Here is a 21577-nt window from a genome sequence, read left to right on the forward strand (position 1 = left end):
TAATTCTCAAAGGTATAACCGTAATAATTTTTACTATTTAACAGCACTAGCTAATGGTATATTTAACTTCTTTACTTCTTGTGCAATAATTTTAGCCATAGCATCTGCACCCGCTTCTGTAAAATGAGTATAATCAGTTCCATTTGAAGAAACTAAGTACAATTTGTATGCTTCATTATACCCAATAGAAGTTAAGTAGTTTAAGCTAAGAGTCATCAAATCAATCAATAGTACATTTTCCTCACTTGCTACCTGCTTCATAGCAATACAATAATCAGGGAAATCATTTTTAAAAGCACCATTTGAATAATTAAGTCTTGCAACTGGAGTTATTAACACTGGAATTGCACCTTTTGCTCTTGCACCAGCAACATATTTCTTAAGGTATTCTTTATAGGTTGTATATGGTGCTGCATAACGGTCAGCATTATTTACAGTTGCATCGTTATGTCCAAATTGAACAAATAAATAATCATTGGGTTTTATAACATTCAAAATAGCATCTAGTCTTCCTTGCTCTACAAAGTTTTTAGAACTTCTTCCTCCAATTGCATGGTTTGAAAAGGTAACTTTTGAATCAAAGTATTTCCAAATCATTTGACCCCATCCAGCTTGAGGATAGTAGGATGCATTATAAGTCATTACTGTTGAATCACCGCAAAGATACACCGTAGCCCCATTAAACGGCTTTGTTGTTGGAGCAGTAGCATTTGTCACCTCCAAGTAGTCAACATTAGGACCTCCTGTGTCTGTAGTAGAAGAAGCCCTGATAGTATTGATGCCGGCTACAAGATTTGCAGTTAATACAACTTCCTGCCATGCTGTCCAGCTTCCTGTAGGGACAAAGCTTGTACTGCTACTAACTACGTTTCCATTAACTCGTATTTCCATTGGACGGTCAGCATTAGTACCATTTGCATATCTGAACTTAAGTGTTTGAACACCTGCTTTTTCTACATTTATAGTCCATTCGACATAGCTTGATTTTTCATTGTTATAGTTAGCATAACCTTCTCCAGTAAAGCCACCGTTGATGTTTTCTTTTACACCATTAAATATGTACGCATCTTCAGCCTGGAATATTGTTGAAAATGGTGTTGGAGGTTCGTCCTCTACAGGAAACTCCGTAATTACTCCTAACAGATATTTCTTCATTAATGCAAAATCAAGTGCATTGATTTCTCCATCTCCATTTAAATCTGCATTCTCTTCAGATATATCCTCAGAAGAGTCAAGCAGGTACTTTTTAAGCAATGCAAAGTCTATAGCATCTATGCTGCCATCACTATTTAAATCACCTCTAACTGGTTTATCTATAACAACTACATTATTAGGAGTATAAATATTTGGTATTGGCGGTTCTTTCATTCCACTGCCAATGAAAAAGCCTGTATGTGGAGGCTGATTATATGCAGTGTTCTGCCATGCTATTCCCAATCTATAAATAGGATCATGCATTAGTGTATAAATTCTGCGATTTGTAATATCTGTAGTAGTATATATACGTAAAGCTCTGTTATCACTTGTTGCAAATATAACTTCCTCTCTCCAGTCACCCAATATATCTGCCTGTAAGCAAGGAGTAGCTTTTGTTCCATTTATTGAAACACAGCCAGTAGCAGAAAGCAATGTTCCCGCATTATACTTAGAAATTGTAGTACCGTCTAAAAGTTCACGGAGTTCATCTCCATCCCACCATATTGCAAAATTAGTTGGTCCAGGAGCAGTTCCTATATTTTGCCCTGTTGCACTATAAAGTGGTGAACCTGAAGCCCACATTTCTTCACCAGGAGAAGAAGCAACTATGTCAGCCGTACAAGCTCTTCCGCAATCCTTTGTATAGTTGTATCTGAATATTTGTTTACCTGTTTTTGCATCTAATAATACAGCACCTTTTTCCCCTTCCAAAGCTGTCCACACTTCTAAGCCTTCTCTGTTTGGATCCAAATCACCAAAATGCATTGCATCTCCGTGTCCTAATCCTGTAGTCCATAAGCCATTTCCATTATGGTCGATGACAGATGTACCATTTAAAATTTCATCAAAACCATCATTGTCAACATCTCCTACACTGAGATTGTGATTACCTTGTCCTGCGAATGCTGAATTACCGCTGTTATTACTATCAAATATCCATCTTTGTGTAAGCTTTCCATCTCTAAAATCATATGCAACCGCTACCATTCTTGTATAATATCCACGCATCATTACAAGACTTGGATGTACTCCGTCAAGATAAGCTATACATGCTCTAAAACGGTCTACACGGTTTCCGTAATTATCTCCCCAACTGGAAACAGTGCCTCTTGGCGGATTATAATTAACAGTTGTAATAGCCGCACCAGTTTCTCCGTTAAATACAGTAAGATATTCTGGCCCTGACAATATGTATCCGTTAGCATCTACATAATTTGCATTTTTATCTCCAATATATATACCCTTACCATCCATAGTACCGTCTGCAGTTTTACATGCAACCTCGGCCTTACCATCACCATCAAGATCATATACCATGAATTGAGTATAATGGGCACCGCCACGAATATTTCTGCCTAAGTTTATTGTCCATAATCTTTGACCATTAAGCTTATAGCCCTCAAGATATACTGGATCAGTAACTCCTGCATTTGCATTGTCATTTGTTGCTCTTTCCCACTTTACTACAATATCATACTCTCCATCTCCATCTAAATCACCAGTACTGCAATCTCCTGCCATATATCCGTTGCCTGGTGGCGTAATAGGAACCTGTAAATAATTCTGCCCCCATACATTTGCAGCCTTTGATGCAGCCTGTTCTTTACCATTAATAATTGCCTTTACAGTATATGTTGAACTGGTAGTACCACTTGCATCAAGATAGTTTGTACTGTTGGTAATTGGTGTTGAATTTACTTTTGTTCCATTACGATATAAATTATATGCAACACTGGTTGGTTCTGTACCGAACATTCTCCAGCTTACAAACACACCATTGCTAACCTTTACAGCCACGACACCTCTATCCAAATCCTCCATCTGTCGTTGGAAAGATACTGCTTCTACAGGTTGCTGCTGAATTGGCATAAAACATAAACCAATTTGCAAACTTAAAAGAAGTGCAACTACTTTTTTAAACATACTTTTCCCCCCTGAATTATCTTAATTTACTTTTTCAATTTTTTCAGACTAATATATGACTAAACCTAATTATAAATGCTTATATTCACATAGCATTAAATGCTAAATTTAGTCTTCAAGTCCTTCTGTGACAATTGAATTAATACTTACCTTCACTTTGTCCACAATAAATAAGAAAGGTTGTATTGTTTACCTTTTTTATCCTGCCCATTATTTTAGCTTTTGTAATTATGAATTTTTTGAGACAGTAATTTTCTTATAGTTGACTGTATTTTTTGACTTTTTAAAACAATCTTCCACATTGTTGCATAAAAAATTTAATTTTCCAATTTAATAATACACTATATTCATAAAGTGGTCAATCACAATAGTTTAGGTAACTTCGAGTTCCGAATGAATTTTATTTTCTTAGTTTATTTTCCTATACTTTATTGAATAAGATGCTAACTATTTGCCCCAAACCAAAGAAAAAATATAAACCAATTCCACCTTTAATTAGGTAGTACAGGTAATATAATTGTATAGAAGTGGTGTTAGCCAAAGTAATAAATGTAAAAGATTAATACAAATCTCTAAAGCAAATCAAAAAAAGGAAGAACTGTTTCATCTCCCTTTCATTTACTTTCATTTATATATATTTTAATTTATATCAGATTATTAATTATTTTACGTTCATAATTTTGGAAGACTCAACAACTTAAAGCCTTTTATCTTGGCTATTTACTGACAAAGCGAGATAATCCATTTTGTTATTTAAATTGGTAAGTTGCAAAGAGTGTTCATCTAACTTAGTAGTGGTAGCAGAACCCTGTTCACCAAGTATCTGAAGCTTGTCTTCTATACCATGTTCTACTTTAGCTTCAAGCTTTGAAAGTCTCTGTACAACATCTTGTTGTGCTGATTCAAGCTTATCAAATCTTGTAGTTGTTTCTTTCCTAAATTGTAATAACTCGCTATATATCTTCTCAATCAGATCAAATGTTTTATCTTCCACTGATACTCGCCTCCAAATACCTTGTGAAATTGATTATATCATATAGGTAAACGGGATTAAAGGACTAATTTAATATGTATCTCATATCCAAAGATAAAGTATTAAATACTACAAATGTATTATCAGAATGCATGTGTACAAATACACATTATTCTTATAGTTTTATTCTTCAATGTGTAAATAAGGTGTAAACAGCACATTTTTGCATAAAAAAGAAGAGTCTCAAAAAACATGAAACCCTTCATTCTTCACTGGTCGGAATGACACGATTTGAACGTGCGACCCCTTGCACCCCAAGCAAGTACTCTAGCCAAACTGAGCTACATCCCGTTAATATATATTATCTAACCGTTATTACGGAAAATAGTATAACATAATTGTATTTTAAAGTAAATATGCAATTTTAGTTACTAGCTGCCATAAAGCTTGCAGCATAAAATCATGCTCCCCTCATAGCTGACAGCCTTTATTATTTCTACTGTCTTCTACTACAAGGGAAGCAATCAACAAGTTTCTAAATACACTTTCCTATTCTTTTTAATGTACAAAAACTACCTTATTTCTAGTTTCAAATTTATCTGCATCAAACCTATTTACAGTAGTTTTTTATCAACTCTATTTCGCTGTAAATACAGGTCTTACACTTACATTTCCAGTAGGATTGAAGGTTATAGTATCAGAGGTAGTTGTAACACCTGATATTCCTTCCCAATGGTCAAATTTGTAGCCTTCATTTGGTATAGCTTTTAATGTCACAGGAACACCTTTAAAGTAAATTCCAGTCCAACTTGATGCATTGGTTATTCCAGGTGTTGTAGTTTTTATATCAATTGAATTAACCTTTACATAGCCTTGTGCTGTATTAGTCGATATATTGATTTCTGCTGTTCCTGTTACTCCATCATTTCTAAAATTATTTACTATGGCTTGTCTCATGTATGAAGGTCTTTGTTCTGCATAGTTCTTTAGAACTTTTACACTATCATCCCATGAAGAACCACCCATACCTGGAATGCCAGGGATACCAGGAATACCACCACCCTGATTATTATTTCCCATACTAATAGCTTGCCATCTATCACAATGCTCAGGCATTGCAGTTTGAATTCCTGCCTTTAATTCATCTACCTTTGCAGTTACTCTTGAAGGAATAAATGATGTATTGAGTTGGTCTGCAAAAGCATTAATAAACTGATTTCTAAACTCAGTATTTTGAATTAGCGTTTTTAACAGGAATACAGCCCATGAACTGTTTGAATTAAGAGCAGCTCCAGGTACATATTGCTCTGAAGTAGCATATTTTATAGAATCAAAAGATGGACTTTGATTTTGGTATCCAAAGCCGAAGTCAGTATCCTTAAGCATCCATCTCCATCTTCCATCCTGTCCATATGGAGCCTCTGGATGATATTTTCCATCATCAGTCTTGTACTTCCAAATAGCTACATTATTGCCCGGCCAGTCTGTATTACCGCAGTAAATCTGAGTTACATTATAATTAATGTAGTTTTCGATATCTATCTTTGTTTTAATATTCTCATAAACTTCTGTATTTCTAATATTATTACTTTTCAGATAATTTATAACATCATCTTGATACAGCTTGTAGTCTTCAGGCTCCCCTTCCGAAACTTCAGGTGTTTGTAATACATCTAGTATAATAACTTTATTCTTATCAAGATTATAGTGGGCTTTGAGATATTTATTATCATAGCGTTCTCTTATGTTGTAAATACCCCAGAATTCACCATCTAAGAACACAACTGAGGGTCTATATGCCATAGTATCTACATTTAGATGTGATACTAAACTCTGAATTAAAGCATCTCTGAAAAATGTTCCTGAATTATCATTTCCAGCATTTCTCAAAATTAATGTTTCAAATTTATCTAACTTCTTTCCATTTGCCTTCTTTTTCAATCCTGGGAATATTTCATATTTATATGAATCTACATCATCATAATCATGACCAGCATAAAGTCTAAGTGATTTCTGAGCAATCTTTCTTGTATAACCGCCATTTATACGTATACCGCTGTTATCAGAAAATGCAAGCGTTCCGTCTTTCTCAAAGAACTCAATATGTACAGGTCTTTCCCATTCCTCGCCTTTCTTTTCATAGTTCCCATTAACATATATTCCTTTTGAATTATCAAAGAAATTAGCTTGGTCTGTAACTAAAGATATAACAGGCAAGTTGTATCTGCTAGCTATATTCTGGTCTACAAAATATGAATGGGTAATTATTTTGCTTTTATTACTGCCATCTTTAATTGCAACTGCCTTTATTGTTGTACATTTAAAAACCTCTCCCTTTGGTCCTCTCCATTGTGACCACATATCATTTGATATATTAGAAATCGCAGAAAGAACATTTGGATCTCCTGCTCTGCTTTTAACTAATATTGGACTTGTGTATTCGAATGTTCCTTGTTTACCGGGAACAGGATCAGAACCATTTAGAGTATAATAAATTTTTGTATTTGGTTCATTTGTTGTCAGCTGAAGATTAAATTGAGATGTATAAAAACCACCATTATGTGAAAATGCAGGTTCTTTTACAACTATTGACTCAGATGAATTAATATTTGAATTTGAAGGTGATGCCTTGGAGAATATTACCCATTCTGAAGAAGCATCAGTCTTTCGTCCGTATGACTCATTATCCTTTAATGCAGGAAATGTCAGTGAATCAATAATAGATCCATTGGGTGCTTTCAAGGTTATCTCCTCACCTGAAGCACTTAATTTAAAATTAGTATGTAACTGCCCATCTTTTGCAACTTTATTCTTATCCGATGCCCACACAAGCAAGTATCCCTTTGCTGGAATAACTCCCGAAGGGAATTCCCATGTACTAGATGAATCAGACAGAGTATAACCTCTTAAATCAACTGCCTGATTGCCGGAATTGTAAAGTTCTATCCAGTCAGAATAGGCACCTCCAGAACTTCCTGCATCAGCGTCCTCAATATCTCCATCACGTAATGTAGTATTAGATGCCATTATCTCGTTAATAAAAATTGTCTTCACACTTTCTGAAACTGGGAATTCTGTAATTGTTCCAAGTAGATACATTTTCATTAATGCCAAATCGATAGCAGAAATTGTACCATCCCCGTTTAAGTCACCCGCAGCCAGATCATTGTAAACAGGAAAACTACTTAATGTTCCAAGCAAATAGCTTTTCAACAGCGCAAAGTCTATTGCATCAACACTTGCATCTCCATTTAAATCTCCAACTATTATAGAATTGGTCATTCCACCAGTATTTCCGGCATCAGCAGCAAATACTTCTAAATTAGTTCCTAATGTAAATGTTGATTGGGAACTTAGAATTAACGATAGTGCTATAGCTGTTAATTTCTTTCTCATAAAAATATCCCCTTTAAATAAATTTTATTAACTTATTAGAATATCTCTTAGCTAGCACTATAACACCTAGAATCAATTTTAATTTTTCGATTATAGAAAAATTATGTTTAATTATAGGCGTGTATGCGAGGCGGGAGATATTCTCACCGCTTGAAACCTAAGCGGTACCCGCCACTTACAGAAGTGAAGGGAATTTTGCCTCGTTAGAAATTCTAGCCGGCAACGGCAAAATTGTCATTTCTGTCCAATCGCTGTCGACCTAGAAAGTCTTATATAATAATTATATAACAATTGTGTATATTTATCAATAATTGTAATTTGTTGTAGAAATTACACACAAACTAAAATATGATAATTATGTTGACTTATTGTATAAATTTGCTTTAAGCAAAGCTTGCAGACAAACTACTTGCTAATGCTTGTACGGGAGTGCCAGTAAGCCAGTATTATTATTTGACCTTAGCTTATATTTGTTCGGGAGTAGCAGTAAACCAGTACTATAAATTTACCATGCAAGGCTTACAAAATGATTGGTATAAAGCGTTATTTTACCTCGTTATGCTGTTTTTATTGAATTGAGTTTGCAGGTAAGAATACTTATAGCGTTTACTGGTACGAGAGTACAACTTAGATAAGTGGGAGCTTACTTGGTTAAAGATATTGTTTGAATTTGTAGGTAGTGCTCTTCTATAGAAATTCTAGCTGATATTTCCCAATGTTTTTAACGTTGAGTTATATATTAAAAAAGCCATGAAGCGTAAACTACCAACTTCATGGCCTAGATAAGTGTATCGTTATTTATATTTTGCATTACAATTTACCTCTCTTTTTTAATTGCTTTCGTACTCAAAATGCACTAATAAATGCATAAATAATAGTAAAAATTAAACTTTTGAATCAAAACTATGATTTATCTTTTGTTTGAGAGTATTTGCAAAATCATTTCGTTTAGTATCCTCCTCTCTTCTCTTGTCATCTGTTCTAGCTTCCTTACGATTGAATGCAGTTACTCGTGTTATAGGTGAAACAGCAGCTACTCTAGTAATATCCATAATGAGCACCCCCTTTGTTCATCCATTTAACTAGAAGTATCTTCCTAATATAAAGTACCTTCCTAATATATATATCGACATATAAGCTAATTCTTATAAGCTAGTTTTATTTATAGAACTGACAAATAAATTAATCCCTAATTAACTACCAAACAGCTTTGATGTACTAGTTGGAATAATAACAACTGATACCGCTAAAACTTTAATTAATTACTAAACAGCGCTTATTATTAATTTTAATAAGCGCCGCAACGAAAAACCATTTTAGATTAACCTTTCTTTGAATAATGAGATTGTTTGAATAATAAGCTTAAATGTATAATCTTTCAAATCTAGTATTTCTAAAATACAATCACAAAATTAAAATTTTCGATAAGTGGTCTTATTAATTAATCTAAAAACAATATACCCAATAAGTGCAAGAACAGCTAATGGTATTATTACACTGAGTACAGCCCCTATTATCCTTATTGCCACTAGTCCCAAAATCACTAATAAAATAACAGTTAGTATCTTTTTAAATGTATTATCCATAATATTTCTTCATGCTCACCTTAAAAATTCCCCTATAAGTCAGCATGAAATCCATCCTCCCTTTTATATATAGTAAACATTACCTTGATTTATAATATATATAGATTATACACCTGGAAATAAATTCTGTCTATATAATTTGAAATATTTTTTAATATTTTTTATTAATTTATTAATAATATTAATTTTTTAATCAATTTCATTAATTTCTCTGTATTATGAATGTTCAACTGCATCTTTTTTAAAACTATTATATAATAACTTATACTTTACAGTTTATTCCTTACTTTAAGCCCATATTCAAATTAAAAGACAATTAAATTATAAATTGGTGTTTTTCTGAATGAGTAACCGTTTATCTACTTTTTTCATATGCAATTTTATTCACAGCTATTACTGCTCTGTCAATTTCATTTATTGTATTAAAATAACCTACACTCATTCGAACAATACCTGTCTTTTGCGTTCTGAAATGATTATGTGCCAATGGCGCACAATGAAGTCCTGCTCTACATGCTATTCCATAAATACTGTCAAGTTCTTCGCAAATTTCAGAAGAATCTATATCTTTAATATTAAATGCAATTATGCCTGAATTTTCAGCTGCATTTTTTGAACTATACAATTTAATATAGCGGTTTTGATATAATCCATCATATAATCTCTTAATAAGTAAATCTTTTTTAGTCTTAATTGCATCTTCCCCAATTTTTTCAATAAACTCTATTCCGGCACCCAATCCAACAATTCCTGGAGTATTAAGTGTTCCGCTTTCATATTTATCTGGCAAAAAATCAGGTTGATATAAAATTCCTGATTTACTTCCAGTTCCTCCGGTCATTAATGGTTTTAAAGCAACACCAGGGGCTATATATAAACCTCCTGTACCCTGCGGTCCCATTAGTCCTTTATGGCCTGGAAATGCAATCATACTTGCATACTGTTTAGTTAAATCTATTTTTAAACAACCTAATCCCTGAGCTCCATCTATTAAAAACAATATTCCTCTATCCCTAGCAATTTCACCTATCTCTTTAACAGGCATAATAATTCCATTTACATTTGAGGAAAGTGTGCAGACAATCAATTTAGTTTTTTTCTCTATACTTCTCCTGACTTGAACAGGATCAATTACTCCCAAATCATCTCCTGACAATATTGTAAGCTTAATCACACCATTTTTTTCCATAGTTTTAAGTGGTCTTAATACTGAATTGTGCTCCATACATGTTGTAATTACATGGTCACCTTTTGACAAGCACCCAAGTATTGCAAGATTTAACGCCTCAGTTGTGTTTTTTGTAAAGCAAATATTGAGATAGTCCTTTATATTAAGCAGCTTTGCTATACGTTCACGAGTTTCTGTAACTGCCATAGCACTCCGTAAAGACATAGCATGACTTCCTCTTCCAGGATTAGAACAATATGTTCTCATACATCTGTCCATTTCTACATATACATTTTCAGGTTTAGGAAATGATGTTGCTGCATTGTCCAAATAAATCATTGTCTACCTCCATGAGCTGTATAACAATACCCTAAAACAGCATCTTATATTAATTTAAAAATGTGGTACTAATCTATATATAGCCCCATATACGGCTCACACGCAATTATATTACTATTATATTATGATTGTAGAGTTGACTTGTTTACAAAAACATTTTATTTGAGGTAACCAAATATTTAAGTTGTTCAAACTTATTTAAGCACCAACTATACTTTTCAGTTATCTTGTTCAAATAATTAATAAATTTAAACGCTAATATACTAAACTAATTTAATTAAGTTAAATAGTAACTTTTTTTATACACATTTTACTAAATTGCCATTAAACTATGGACTTTTTTTTTTAAAAGTAGCATAATTAAATGTAATTAATAAAACAGATTGATTGTAACTTTATATACATCAAAATATAATATTTAAATAAATATGAAGGGAGTAATATTAATGAATATTTCTATTACTAAGACAACAAATCCAAAACAGAAACCAGATCAGAATAATTTGGGTTTTGGTATAAACTTCACAGACCATATGTTTATTATGGATTATGATGAAGGACAAGGTTGGCATGATGCAAGAATAGTACCTTATGCTCCTATACCAGTAGATCCTTCTGCAATGGCATTGCATTATGGTCAGGCAATTTTTGAGGGCTTAAAAGCATACAAATCTGCTAAAGGCGAAATTCTACTATTCAGACCAGAAAAAAACATGCAGAGAGTCAATAATTCAAATAGACTACTATGTATTCCAGAAATTAATGTTGATGACTGCGTACAAGCAATAAAAGAAATTGTTAGAGTTGACGCTGGCTGGATTCCTAGTGCTCCAGGTACCTCCCTATACATCCGTCCGTTTATATTTGCTTCAGAACCTGCTCTTGGCGTAAGACCATCACATTCATACAAATTTATAATAATACTTTCACCTGTAGGCGCTTATTATCCAGAAGGAATTAATCCAGTAAAAATTTATGTAGAAAGCAAATATGTTCGTGCTGTTAGAGGTGGTCTTGGTGAAGCAAAAACTGTTGCTAACTATGCTGCCAGCCTAAAAGCTCAAGTTGAGGCTAAAAAAGAAGGCTATACTCAAGTGTTATGGTTAGATGGTGTTGAAAAGAAATATGTTGAAGAAGTTGGAACAATGAATGTATTCTTCAAAATTGATGGAGAAGTTATTACACCTGAACTTACTGGCACAATCCTTCCTGGTATAACACGTATGTCTACTATTGAACTCTTAAAACAAGCTGGTATACCTGTATCTGAACGCAGAATATCAATACAAGAGATTTATGATGCTCATGCAGCCGGCAAATTAGAAGAAGCGTTTGGTACTGGTACTGCAGCAGTAATTTCACCTATTGGTGAGTTCAGCTGGAACGGAAAAGTTATTAAAGTTAATGATGGCAAAATCGGAGAGGTTTCTCAGAAGATATATGATACAATTACAGGCATCCAAAGCGGAGAATTAGAAGATACATTTGGATGGACTCAAAAGGTTACTCTGTAATAATCAGTTAAACCTTTTAAATATGCTTCTATTCAAGCTTAACTTTTGACATATTATTAGGCAATATTATATTAGTTTACACTGATACATAAAAATACAATTACGAGTAATCTCAATAGTTGGGATAGAACAAAAAAATATAATTTTATGAAGGGCCGATTACTTTAACAAGTGGTTGGCTCTTTGTTCGTTTGTATTGCATATAGAATTACGGTTCTACATCAATAGTTGGAGCAAAACTGTAAACTGAAATTTTATGAAGGGCCGATTACTTTAACAAGTGATTGGCTCTTTGTTCGTTTGTAGAGCACGTAAAATTAAAATCCCAAAATTAAAATCCCATTGTATAGATACTGATTCCATTGATAAATATTATCCAGATGAAGATGATAAGGATATACGTCCCGTGTTTAGATGCTGTTTCTATAGTCGTTGGCTATTTGGTTAATTTTATATACTTCCTCTCAATTTCTATGCATTATCATAGAGTGGAAAAGTTTAGCTTTTGAGTTATAATACTTACCTTTAGCGTATATATTTCTAAATAGGGCTTGCTTAATGAATAGAAGATTTTTGTCAAAGTAATAGAACTTTGGAACATAATTAAATCCAGTCAATAATTTAAGTTATGCTATGATTATTACAACCTATTTTATGAACTATATAAAATTATTTAAATTTATCTTATTGAAAGAGAGCGTGAAGGGTAATTTGAAAATATTTTTCTTGATTTGTTTTTTGATTATTGCAATATACATATATATTACCAGCAAAAGATATATACAAACATATATAAAAAAATTTATTGTGCCAATATTTGCAGTACTATTTATAATTGCACTTATTGTATATCCAAAAACAGTAGTTACGTCTGCTTCTAAAGGAATTAATCTCTGGCTTAATGTAGTATTCCCTTCTCTATTTCCATTTTTTGTTGCATCACAGCTGCTTAGCAAATCAGGATTTATTAATATTTTCGGAATAATATTAGAGCCAATAATGCGTCCGCTCTTTAATATCCCTGGCTGCGGTTCATTTGCACTTGCAATGGGTATAGTTAGCGGATATCCTGTTGGAGCTGCAATAACAAATGATTTGAGAAAGCAAGAGCTTGTCTCGAAGACCGAAGCAGAAAGGCTATTAACATTTACAAATAATTCGGGGCCTCTATTTATTATGGGTTCAGTGGCTGTTGGTATGTTTCAATCCCCCAAAATTGGCTATCTGCTTTATATTTGCCATGTTGCAGCATGTGTTACTGTAGGACTTATATTTAAACATTACAAAAATAATACGAAAATAACTAAATCTAATACAAAGATATCACAAAAGCTGCACTTAGAACTTCAAAGAATGAGAAATTCAGATATAAATACATGGACTCTATTTGGAGAAAGTATTAAAAATTCTATATATACAATTTTAACAATAGGCGGCTTTATTATTTTTTTCTCAGTTTTTATAAATATTTTAATTTCAAGTGGAATAATCGGAAAGGTATGCAGCCTGGTACCAAATATTGTAAACAACTTAGGAATAGAAGCTAAAACTCTTGAAGGAATGCTATGCGGATTATTTGAGATAACAACTGGTGCAAATCTAATAAGTTTAGCAAGCGCAAATTTGAAAATCAAACTTTGTTGCATCAGTTTAATAATTGGATGGGCAGGTTTTTCTGTACATACTCAAGTTATGAGCATTATAAGTTCATCTGATATCAGTGCAAAACCCTATATAATAGGTAAAGCATTACAAGGTATAATTTCTGCAGTTTATACTTATATTGGAATAACTATATTTAATAATTGGTTAGCACTAGAATCAACAGTTTTCTCAAACATAACAATCAAATATATTTATAGTTGGGGAAATATTTGTTTGATTTCTATCCAAAATATTTTTGTTATATCAGCAATTATAATTGCAATTTCTTTACTATATATTTGCTTTATTAGCATTACATCAAAGAAAAAGTTACTTTAACTCTTTTCTATTTGTTCTGATAACATCAGTTGCATCTGATAAAATTTCTTCCACCTTACTCAGAACACTATCCGCATATTCCCGAGCGCCCAAACGTATCTCTCTTGCGTTCTTTTGAGCACTGCCTACTATTTCATTTGCCTGTTCATAAGCTTTTTTGGTGATCTCATGTTCATCAACCAAAGAAGCTATTTTGTTCTCAGCATCCTTTAATATGTTATCCGCTTCTTTTTGCGCTTGTAATAGTATTCTCTGACGTTCTTCTTTAACCCATTTTGCCTGTTTAATATCATCAGGTAATTTAAGTCTCATCTCTTTAACTATTTCTAAGACTTCTTCCCTATCAACTATGCATTTCCCCGAAAAGGGTACACCAGAACTTTTCTCAATTAAGTCCTCTAAAGTTTCCAGTACCGTTAATATTTCCATATTATAACTCCCCCTTTGGTTCTTTGATTCCAAATTTGTCTGCAATATCTTCTACTATGCATTCTGGTACAAGACCTTTAAAATCCCCATTGTATCTGGCAATCTCTTTTACCATACTTGAACTTAAAAATGAATAGTTAATACTTGACATCATAAATAGTGTTTCAATTTCTGGAGACTGATTTTTATTTAATAAAGCCATTTGAAGTTCATATTCAAAGTCTGATACTGCCCTGAGTCCTTTAATAATAACATTTGCATTCTTTTTCTTAACAAAGTCTACTAACAATCCTGAAAAACATTCAACCTCAACATTAGTACAATTACATTCCTTTATAACTCTTCTTAGCATATCTGTGCGTTCTTCCATACTGAATAACGGCGTCTTGTTGTGGCTGACTAATACTGCTACGATTAGCTTGTCACAAATCTTTGATGCTCTCTCAATTATATCTAAATGTCCATTAGTAACAGGGTCAAAACTCCCAGGGTAAATAAATATTCTCATGTAAATTTCATCCTTTGTGCTTATAAAATGTCAACTTGGTATTACCGTATATTTGTTTTCTTGAAACTAACAATGTTTCTGTTTCCTCTGGCAACAAATCTTCAACATCAGTTTCAGCAACAATTATAATTTTATTCTCTAATATTCCCATTTTTTCCAATTCTGTTAATATGTCTGGAATAATACCCTTACTGTAAGGTGGGTCTAGGAAAATTATATCAAATTTTTTTCCCATATGGGAGAGTTTTTTTAATATTAATTGGGCTTCACCCAAAAAAACTTCCGATTTGTCAATAAGTCTTGCTTTTTTTATATTATTTTTTATTATATCTATGCTCTTATCATTGTTATCACAGAAAACAGCACTCTTTGCCCCTCTGCTTAGAGCTTCAATGCCTAAAGCACCGCTCCCGGCAAACAAATCTAATATTTTAGAATCCTCTTCAATATATGGAGCAAGTATATTAAATAAATTTTCTTTTACTCTGTCAGTAGTAGGTCTTGTATTCATACCTTCTAAAGCAGCCAATTTTAGTCCTCTTGCACTACCCGAAATTACACGCACTTTAGACTCCTCCTTCATAAAGATATGCAAGCATAGCTGGTTAAATGACCACAGCTAAGAAAGTGTCGCCTTTTCACCAAAATGCTGTGCTAAATACTGTTTTAATTTTTTATTTTTTATAAGTCCCGGATCTTTAATTGCTATTTCCTTTGCACCCTCCTGTGCCAGCTTCAGTATTTCTAAATCTTTATAAAGGTTAGCAATTTTTAGTTCAGGCAATCCATGTTGTTTGGTTCCGAAAAACTCACCAGGTCCTCTTATCTCTAAATCCTTTTCTGAAATAACAAAACCATCATTTGATTGGGCCATTATTTTCATTCTTTCCTTTGAAACCTTTGAATTAGATTGATTAAACAATATACAGTAGGATTGAGTTCCACCTCTTCCTACTCTTCCCCTCAACTGATGAAGCTGAGCTAATCCAAATCTCTCTGCGTTTTCAATAACCATTAGCGTAGCGTTTGGAACATTGACACCTACCTCTATAATTGTAGTTGAAACAAGTATGCTTATTTCGCCGTCTTTAAAACTCCTCATTATGGACTCTTTTTCATTTGATTTCATTTTGCCGTGAATAATACCAACCTTTAAATCTTTAAAAACATTTTTGCTAATATCCTCAGCCGTTACTACTGCTGATTTTGCCTCTATCTCCTCAGATTCCTCAACCAAAGGACATACTATATAAACCTGTTGACCTGCTTGTACGGTTTCCCTAATAAAATTATTAATTCTTTCTCTCATTGACTCATTTACTGAGTATGTTTTTATTGGTTTTCTTCCAGGTGGAAGTTCATCTATTATTGAAATATCAAGATCTCCATATAAAATAAGTGCTAGAGTTCTTGGAATAGGTGTTGCCGTCATTACCAAGACATCAGGGTTTCTTCCCTTTTCTGTCAGAATTGATCTTTGCCTAACACCAAATCTATGTTGTTCATCAGTTATTACTAACCCAAGATTTAAGAACTCTACTGTATCCTCTATTAATGCATGGGTTCCAATAACCACATTAATAGTCCCATTTTTCAAGCCTTCAAAAACGACTTGCTTTTGCTTTTTTGATTGGTTTCCAGAAAGTAATTCAACTTTAATATCAAACTTTTCAAGTAAGGGCTTAACTGAATTGTAGTGCTGTTCAGCTAATATTTCAGTTGGAACCATCAATGCACCCTGATAGCCGCATTTTACTGCTTTAAATAATGCCAAAACAGCTATTATTGTCTTACCTGAGCCAACGTCACCCTGAACTAGTCTGTTCATTATGTTATTGCTCTCCATATCCTGCTCAACTTCTTTAAATACTCTCTTTTGTGCGTTTGTAAGTTCAAACGGTAACGACTTTATAAATTCCTCCATCTCATAGGATTTTGTATATTTTATACCCTGCCTTTCAGCAGTTGCAATATTCTTATAAGATAGAAGTCCAAGCTGCAGCAAAAATAGTTCTTCAAACACTAATCTATATCTAGCCATATCCTTATCTAATTCTGTTTTTGGAAAATGTATCTCATTTAAGCTAAACATAATGTCAGCCAAATTATATTTTTCCCTGATTTCCTTAGGTATTATGTCCTCTAACTCAATATTATTAAAGCTTTTAAGTGCTTCCTGCATTATGGTTCTAATTAAGTTCTGACTTAAATCCTTTGTTGAAGGATATACAGGCAGAATTTTTAAACTCTTCTTTAAGCCATTATTATGTGATTGAGTATTATCTATTTTTTCAAATACTGGATTAGATATTTGAAGTTTATTAAATTTTCTTTCAACTTTTCCATAAAAAATATAATTTGCTCCGACAGTAAGCGAATTCTTTATGTAATGCTGGTTAAACCATATCGCAGTAATTTTACCTGTGCTGTCCTGCACTGATACCTTAGATATAGTCATTCCCCTTCTAGGTCTTGTTACATTAACATTAGATACAATTGTACCTTCAAATGAACACAACTCACCATCTTGAAGGTCAGCAATATTCTTAATTATGCTTCTATCCTCATATGCTTTTGGGTAGTAAGTTAACAGATCAAAGAAGTTATTTATATTTAGCCTTTTAAACAAGGATAATCTTGACTCTCCAACGCCCTTTATATATCTAATGGATTGTTTTTTTAAGTCTTCAAGCGATAATTGTTTCAATTCTAGCCTCCATGCTTTAGTATTATGATAAATATTATCCATGTCTTATATTTACATAAAAGTAACATACAGTACTTTCGGTAGAAAGAGTGACATGGTCTAGGCATCAAATTTTATACAACTTTAATTTCTTAAATCTTATAATAACTCAGAAGTACTGTCATTGCCCAGCATTATTCTTATAAGCTTTATTTAAGCTATATTGTCATAGTTATTATAACAATATAGATGTTATTGTACCACACTTTCTGCGATTATTAAACAAAAGCATAAGCTTATTAGATAATACACATTCTATCAAAAATAAATGCCCGGATTGGGATACCCAAATTCAGGTATTATTCAACATTATTTTTACAAAATATTGATTAAGTTTTTATATTTCAATATTTTTCATTGTTTAGATTAATACCAATTTATAAAATAAATACTTTACATTGGAAATTAATTCATTTCGAATATTCTCGCTTGCTTTTTAAATAGTAAAATTTATATAAAAAGGCTTGAGTTAAAAGTTTTGTTATGTTAAAATAGTTATTGCTTTGATGTCGAAATTAGAGAAACTAGAATTCTCCATAATTTAAAGGAGGTGTTATATATGGCAAAATGTGAAATTTGCAGTAAAGCAACTGTATTTGGAAATAATCGAAGCCATGCGTTAAATGCTACTAGCCGTACATGGAAACCAAATGTTAGAAAAATAAAGATAGTTGACAATGGAACACCAAAATCAATTAGCATATGCACAAGGTGTCTTCGTTCAAACAAAGTTACCAGAGCTATCTAATTTATTTTAGTAAACTAATTTAATTACTTTAAAATAAAAAAGCGTCTATGATACGCTTTTTTATTTTTTTATCTTTATTTAACTTAAGCAAAATTGGAATAACCAATTTGCATTATTTATTGCTCTCGCAATTTTTTCTTAGCTAATGTTACATTCTATCAGCGGTATATCATCCTATTTTAAAAACTCTTTTCAATATACCACCAATAAGTTTAGGCATCTTTACTACAACTATTCTCATAAAATACACTCCCCCTAAATATAGCTCCTCACTATTTATCATATTCCTGTGTTTTCAGTTTCGTGATACTATTCCTAAAAAACTTTTATTAAGAACATGCTTCTAAATGAGCCGGTATGTGTATTTATTATTAAATATGTATATTTGACTTCTAAAAAGTGGATTATTGAATAAATATAAAATATAGTATCATGATTTTAAATAAGTCAAAAACACTAAATCTATTTAAAAGAATCACTGATTGTAATTTGATTAGGTTAATTATTTAGATCCTACTCCCCATTAATATACTAAAGATAAAACTATGTCTAATGTAAATAAGCAAACATTTTAGGAAATAGAAAACATATTAATCAAAAGCAATATAAATGCATATTTTATAGCAAGCCTATTTATTTTTAATAATCATATTATAGGAGAAATAATGATGTATTTATTACTAGTAAAAAACTATAAAAAAAACATAATTATAATATCTTCAGCTGTTATATTTCTCATATTTTCTATTGTCGGACTAAAAATATTGCTGGATAAACCTCCAAAATATAATGTGATTTTAGATAAGAATTTATATATTTCATTTCCTTTTTCGTTTAGAATATCTGATATTTACTCTATTAATTTTGAAACCGCTCCATATATACAAACATCAGCTAGCAGTCACAAAAAATTTTTAGACTTCAAGAGTCCCGAAGAAGGCTTTGAATTTAGCTATCCCAGCATGTTTGAACTTATCCCTTCGAATTTGCCTGGTGGTGAAATTTTATACCACATTGACTTTAAAAACAAAAATGATATAAGCAAAAATGGATTTGTTCAAGTTTGGAAGCTGCCCTATTCAATTGAAGAATTTCTCGAAAACTCAAAAAATACTGCTATGTTGGACTTTATAGATTTTAAATCCAAAAAAATATGCATTAATGGACTTGATGGCTATCTCTGGGATTATTCATATAATAGCACTTCTGGAAAATACAAAGCTCTCGAAGCATTTCTTTATAAAGACTCAAAACTATATAGAGTCAGTTATTTTTTGCCTCTTAACCAATATAACTCAAAAGAATATGATATTTTCTGGAATATTGTTGATTCTATAAAAATCAATAAAAAACCTAATCCATAATATCATAATCTTTTGCAACCTCTATTCGATTTCTACCATTATCCTTAGCTCTATATAATGCATTATCAGCATCTTTTATAATTTCAGTAACGCTCTTAGATGTCTCTGGAAAACTAGCAATTCCAAAGCTTGCCGTAACAGATGCAGATACTAAACTATCTGTTATAACACTATTAGCAATTTTATGTCGCAAGTACTCGACCTTTTCATATGCCTTTTTTATTGAAGTACGAGGTAAAATAATTACAAATTCCTCTCCTCCAAATCTAGCCATAGTATCTGTAGACCTTAAGCTGCTTTTAACCATTTGTGCAACACTTTTTAATACTACATCTCCAAATAAGTGACCGTATGTATCGTTAAATTTCTTAAAATAATCTATATCTAATATAACTAAAGTTAATTCATATCCAGATTCCTTAGCTAATTTAAATTCATTTTCAAATTTCTGATGAAAATACACTCTATTATATACACCTGTAAGTCCGTCAATAGTAGCTAAAACCTGCATACTTGCATATAATTCAGCATTTTCTATTGCCATACTTACAGATTTACAAATTGTTGTAACAAGACTTAGGTTTTCATTGTTGAATGTATTTTTGTTCTTATGTTCAATTAGGAGCAATCCAAACTTTCGGGATTTTGAACTTAGTGGAATACAAATAAATGAGCCTATAACTCTGCTTTGAATAAACTCAAACTTTTCTGGTACTACATCATTTTCTAGTATTGGTTTTTCACTCTCTAATATATCTAATAAAAACCTACAATTAATATTATCACTTAATATTGCTAAATCTTCTTTATCTTTAACATTTGTAAAGTGTACTTTCAGCTTATTTTTCTTTTGGTCAAAAAATACAATTGTAGAATAGTTTACACCCATAACACCAATAATTACGTCATTAACAAACTTAAGTAATTCATTTATATCAAAAATAGAGCCTATAGCCTCACTTATCTGCTGGAGAGTATAGAACTCTGCAATACTTTTTGTAAGTCGTAAATTAGAATCTTCAAGCTTGAGATTAGATTCTTTTAGCTTGTCATATTGAATTTTTATTTCATTTTGAGCAGCTTCAAGCTGTTCATATTTTTCTCCAAGTTCAAAAACTAATCTTTGGTTTTCTATTTCGTTCTTACAATTTTGATTACTAAAAGCAGATGTGATAATTATTATTGAAATCCATATAACATATACCCACACTAATTCTATACAGTAATCAAATAAATCTGAAGTACTTAAAATAATAGTATCTGATAAAAAATATACTATAAATCCTTTTACAATTTTAATTACAGCATTAATACCTAATAACACAAAGCTTGATTTTCTGCCCCTTGAAAGGCTAGAAAATATCATTGGAATGATTATAAGATAATGCTCTATACGCTGATAGTTGCCATTTATAAATATTGATAACAATGCAACTTCAATAATTCTAAAGACATCAAATACTTTTTCAGTATAAAGTAAATTACTATTAATATATTTAAGCCGAACAAAGTTAAAAATACTTAATAACACAATTAAAATAATTAACATTATATCTGATTTTGATAAATTAATTATATTAATTGCAGGATTAATATTTATAGCCACAGATATAGCCAAGAAAGCTAATATTCCCCAGCAACATCTACCTAATACCTGTTCGAATTTTTGAATTCTATTCATACAACCTCCAAAACTACATTCT

14 protein-coding genes and 1 tRNA gene are annotated in these 21577 nt (G+C 31.9%); 4 read left to right on the top strand and 11 right to left on the bottom strand.

Annotated features, from left to right (window positions below; all coding sequences use genetic code 11):
- Positions 1–33: 33 nt before the first annotated feature.
- The 6 genes from EHE19_RS19945 to EHE19_RS11135 all read right to left on the bottom strand — a co-directional run bounded on the left by EHE19_RS19945 (position 34) and on the right by EHE19_RS11135 (position 10582).
- A complete protein-coding gene (locus tag EHE19_RS19945) occupies positions 34–3120 on the bottom strand; it encodes a rhamnogalacturonan lyase family protein (protein WP_137695874.1) in 3087 nt (1028 codons plus the stop codon).
- A 697-nt stretch (positions 3121–3817) separates the two neighbouring features.
- Positions 3818–4114 carry a hypothetical protein gene (locus EHE19_RS11115; protein ID WP_137695873.1) on the bottom strand — a complete coding sequence of 99 codons (297 nt, stop codon included), beginning with the start codon at positions 4112–4114 and terminating at the stop codon, positions 3818–3820.
- 252 nt (positions 4115–4366) lie between these two features.
- Positions 4367–4444: transfer RNA gene (locus tag EHE19_RS11120), tRNA-Pro, on the bottom strand.
- 285 nt (positions 4445–4729) lie between these two features.
- A complete protein-coding gene (locus tag EHE19_RS11125; protein WP_171003467.1) occupies positions 4730–7489 on the bottom strand; it encodes a CotH kinase family protein in 2760 nt (919 codons plus the stop codon).
- 884 nt (positions 7490–8373) lie between these two features.
- Positions 8374–8541, bottom strand: coding sequence for a hypothetical protein (locus EHE19_RS11130; protein WP_171003466.1), 168 nt, complete (start codon positions 8539–8541; stop codon positions 8374–8376).
- A gap of 889 nt (positions 8542–9430) precedes the next feature.
- Complete coding sequence (locus EHE19_RS11135; protein WP_137695872.1) at positions 9431–10582, bottom strand: aminotransferase class V-fold PLP-dependent enzyme; 1152 nt, start codon at positions 10580–10582, stop codon at positions 9431–9433.
- 446 nt (positions 10583–11028) lie between these two features.
- Between EHE19_RS11135 and EHE19_RS11140 the strand changes: the two genes are divergently transcribed.
- The gene (locus EHE19_RS11140) at positions 11029–12096 is read left to right on the top strand and encodes a branched-chain amino acid aminotransferase (protein WP_137695871.1); all 1068 of its coding nucleotides are present in this window, start codon (positions 11029–11031) and stop codon (positions 12094–12096) included.
- 711 nt (positions 12097–12807) lie between these two features.
- Complete coding sequence (gene ylbJ, locus EHE19_RS11145) at positions 12808–14079, top strand: sporulation integral membrane protein YlbJ (RefSeq protein WP_244648202.1); 1272 nt, start codon at positions 12808–12810, stop codon at positions 14077–14079.
- Here the strand turns inward: ylbJ and EHE19_RS11150 are convergent.
- From EHE19_RS11150 to recG, 4 genes are read right to left on the bottom strand one after another with little or no spacing between them, the layout of a single operon-like run.
- On the bottom strand, positions 14071–14508 hold the full coding sequence (locus EHE19_RS11150; RefSeq protein ID WP_137695870.1) for an ATPase: 438 nt from the start codon (positions 14506–14508) through the stop codon (positions 14071–14073). The genes ylbJ and EHE19_RS11150 overlap by 9 nt on opposite strands.
- Before the next feature lies 1 nt (position 14509).
- Positions 14510–15016 carry a pantetheine-phosphate adenylyltransferase gene (gene coaD / locus EHE19_RS11155; RefSeq protein WP_137695869.1) on the bottom strand — a complete coding sequence of 169 codons (507 nt, stop codon included), beginning with the start codon at positions 15014–15016 and terminating at the stop codon, positions 14510–14512.
- Between the two features lie 7 nt (positions 15017–15023).
- Positions 15024–15599, bottom strand: a complete 576-nt coding sequence (gene rsmD / locus EHE19_RS11160; protein ID WP_137695868.1) for a 16S rRNA (guanine(966)-N(2))-methyltransferase RsmD — start codon at positions 15597–15599, stop codon at positions 15024–15026.
- Positions 15600–15635: 36 nt separating this feature from the next.
- The gene (recG, locus tag EHE19_RS11165) at positions 15636–17765 is read right to left on the bottom strand and encodes an ATP-dependent DNA helicase RecG (RefSeq protein WP_425314288.1); all 2130 of its coding nucleotides are present in this window, start codon (positions 17763–17765) and stop codon (positions 15636–15638) included.
- A 556-nt stretch (positions 17766–18321) separates the two neighbouring features.
- Between recG and rpmB the strand changes: the two genes are divergently transcribed.
- Positions 18322–18510, top strand: a complete 189-nt coding sequence (gene rpmB, locus EHE19_RS11170; protein ID WP_137695866.1) for a 50S ribosomal protein L28 — start codon at positions 18322–18324, stop codon at positions 18508–18510.
- Positions 18511–19175: 665 nt separating this feature from the next.
- Positions 19176–19874: a hypothetical protein gene (locus tag EHE19_RS11175; RefSeq protein WP_205314708.1), complete on the top strand. Its 699-nt coding sequence runs from the start codon at positions 19176–19178 to the stop codon at positions 19872–19874.
- Here EHE19_RS11175 and EHE19_RS11180 read toward each other — a convergent pair.
- Positions 19864–21555 carry a sensor domain-containing diguanylate cyclase gene (locus tag EHE19_RS11180; protein ID WP_137695864.1) on the bottom strand — a complete coding sequence of 564 codons (1692 nt, stop codon included), beginning with the start codon at positions 21553–21555 and terminating at the stop codon, positions 19864–19866. The genes EHE19_RS11175 and EHE19_RS11180 overlap by 11 nt on opposite strands.
- Between the last annotated feature and the right edge of the window lie 22 nt (positions 21556–21577).

It is taken from the genome of Ruminiclostridium herbifermentans (genome assembly GCF_005473905.2).
Taxonomy (GTDB): Bacteria; Bacillota; Clostridia; order Acetivibrionales; family DSM-1351; genus Ruminiclostridium; species Ruminiclostridium herbifermentans.

Excerpts from the sequence above, each read along its gene's own strand:
- EHE19_RS19945 (WP_137695874.1), bottom strand. The coding sequence starts at position 3,120 with ATGTTTAAAAAAGTAGTTGCACTTCTTTTAAGTTTGCAAATTGGTTTA.
- EHE19_RS11125 (WP_171003467.1), bottom strand. The coding sequence starts at position 7,489 with ATGAGAAAGAAATTAACAGCTATAGCACTATCGTTAATTCTAAGTTCC.
- EHE19_RS11130 (WP_171003466.1), bottom strand. The coding sequence starts at position 8,541 with ATGGATATTACTAGAGTAGCTGCTGTTTCACCTATAACACGAGTAACT.
- EHE19_RS11135 (WP_137695872.1), bottom strand. The coding sequence starts at position 10,582 with ATGATTTATTTGGACAATGCAGCAACATCATTTCCTAAACCTGAAAAT.
- EHE19_RS11140 (WP_137695871.1), top strand. The coding sequence starts at position 11,029 with ATGAATATTTCTATTACTAAGACAACAAATCCAAAACAGAAACCAGAT.
- EHE19_RS11150 (WP_137695870.1), bottom strand. The coding sequence starts at position 14,508 with ATGGAAATATTAACGGTACTGGAAACTTTAGAGGACTTAATTGAGAAA.
- coaD (WP_137695869.1), bottom strand. The coding sequence starts at position 15,016 with ATGAGAATATTTATTTACCCTGGGAGTTTTGACCCTGTTACTAATGGA.
- rsmD (WP_137695868.1), bottom strand. The coding sequence starts at position 15,599 with ATGAAGGAGGAGTCTAAAGTGCGTGTAATTTCGGGTAGTGCAAGAGGA.
- recG (WP_425314288.1), bottom strand. The coding sequence starts at position 17,765 with ATGGATAATATTTATCATAATACTAAAGCATGGAGGCTAGAATTGAAA.
- rpmB (WP_137695866.1), top strand. The coding sequence starts at position 18,322 with ATGGCAAAATGTGAAATTTGCAGTAAAGCAACTGTATTTGGAAATAAT.
- EHE19_RS11175 (WP_205314708.1), top strand. The coding sequence starts at position 19,176 with ATGATGTATTTATTACTAGTAAAAAACTATAAAAAAAACATAATTATA.
- EHE19_RS11180 (WP_137695864.1), bottom strand. The coding sequence starts at position 21,555 with ATGAATAGAATTCAAAAATTCGAACAGGTATTAGGTAGATGTTGCTGG.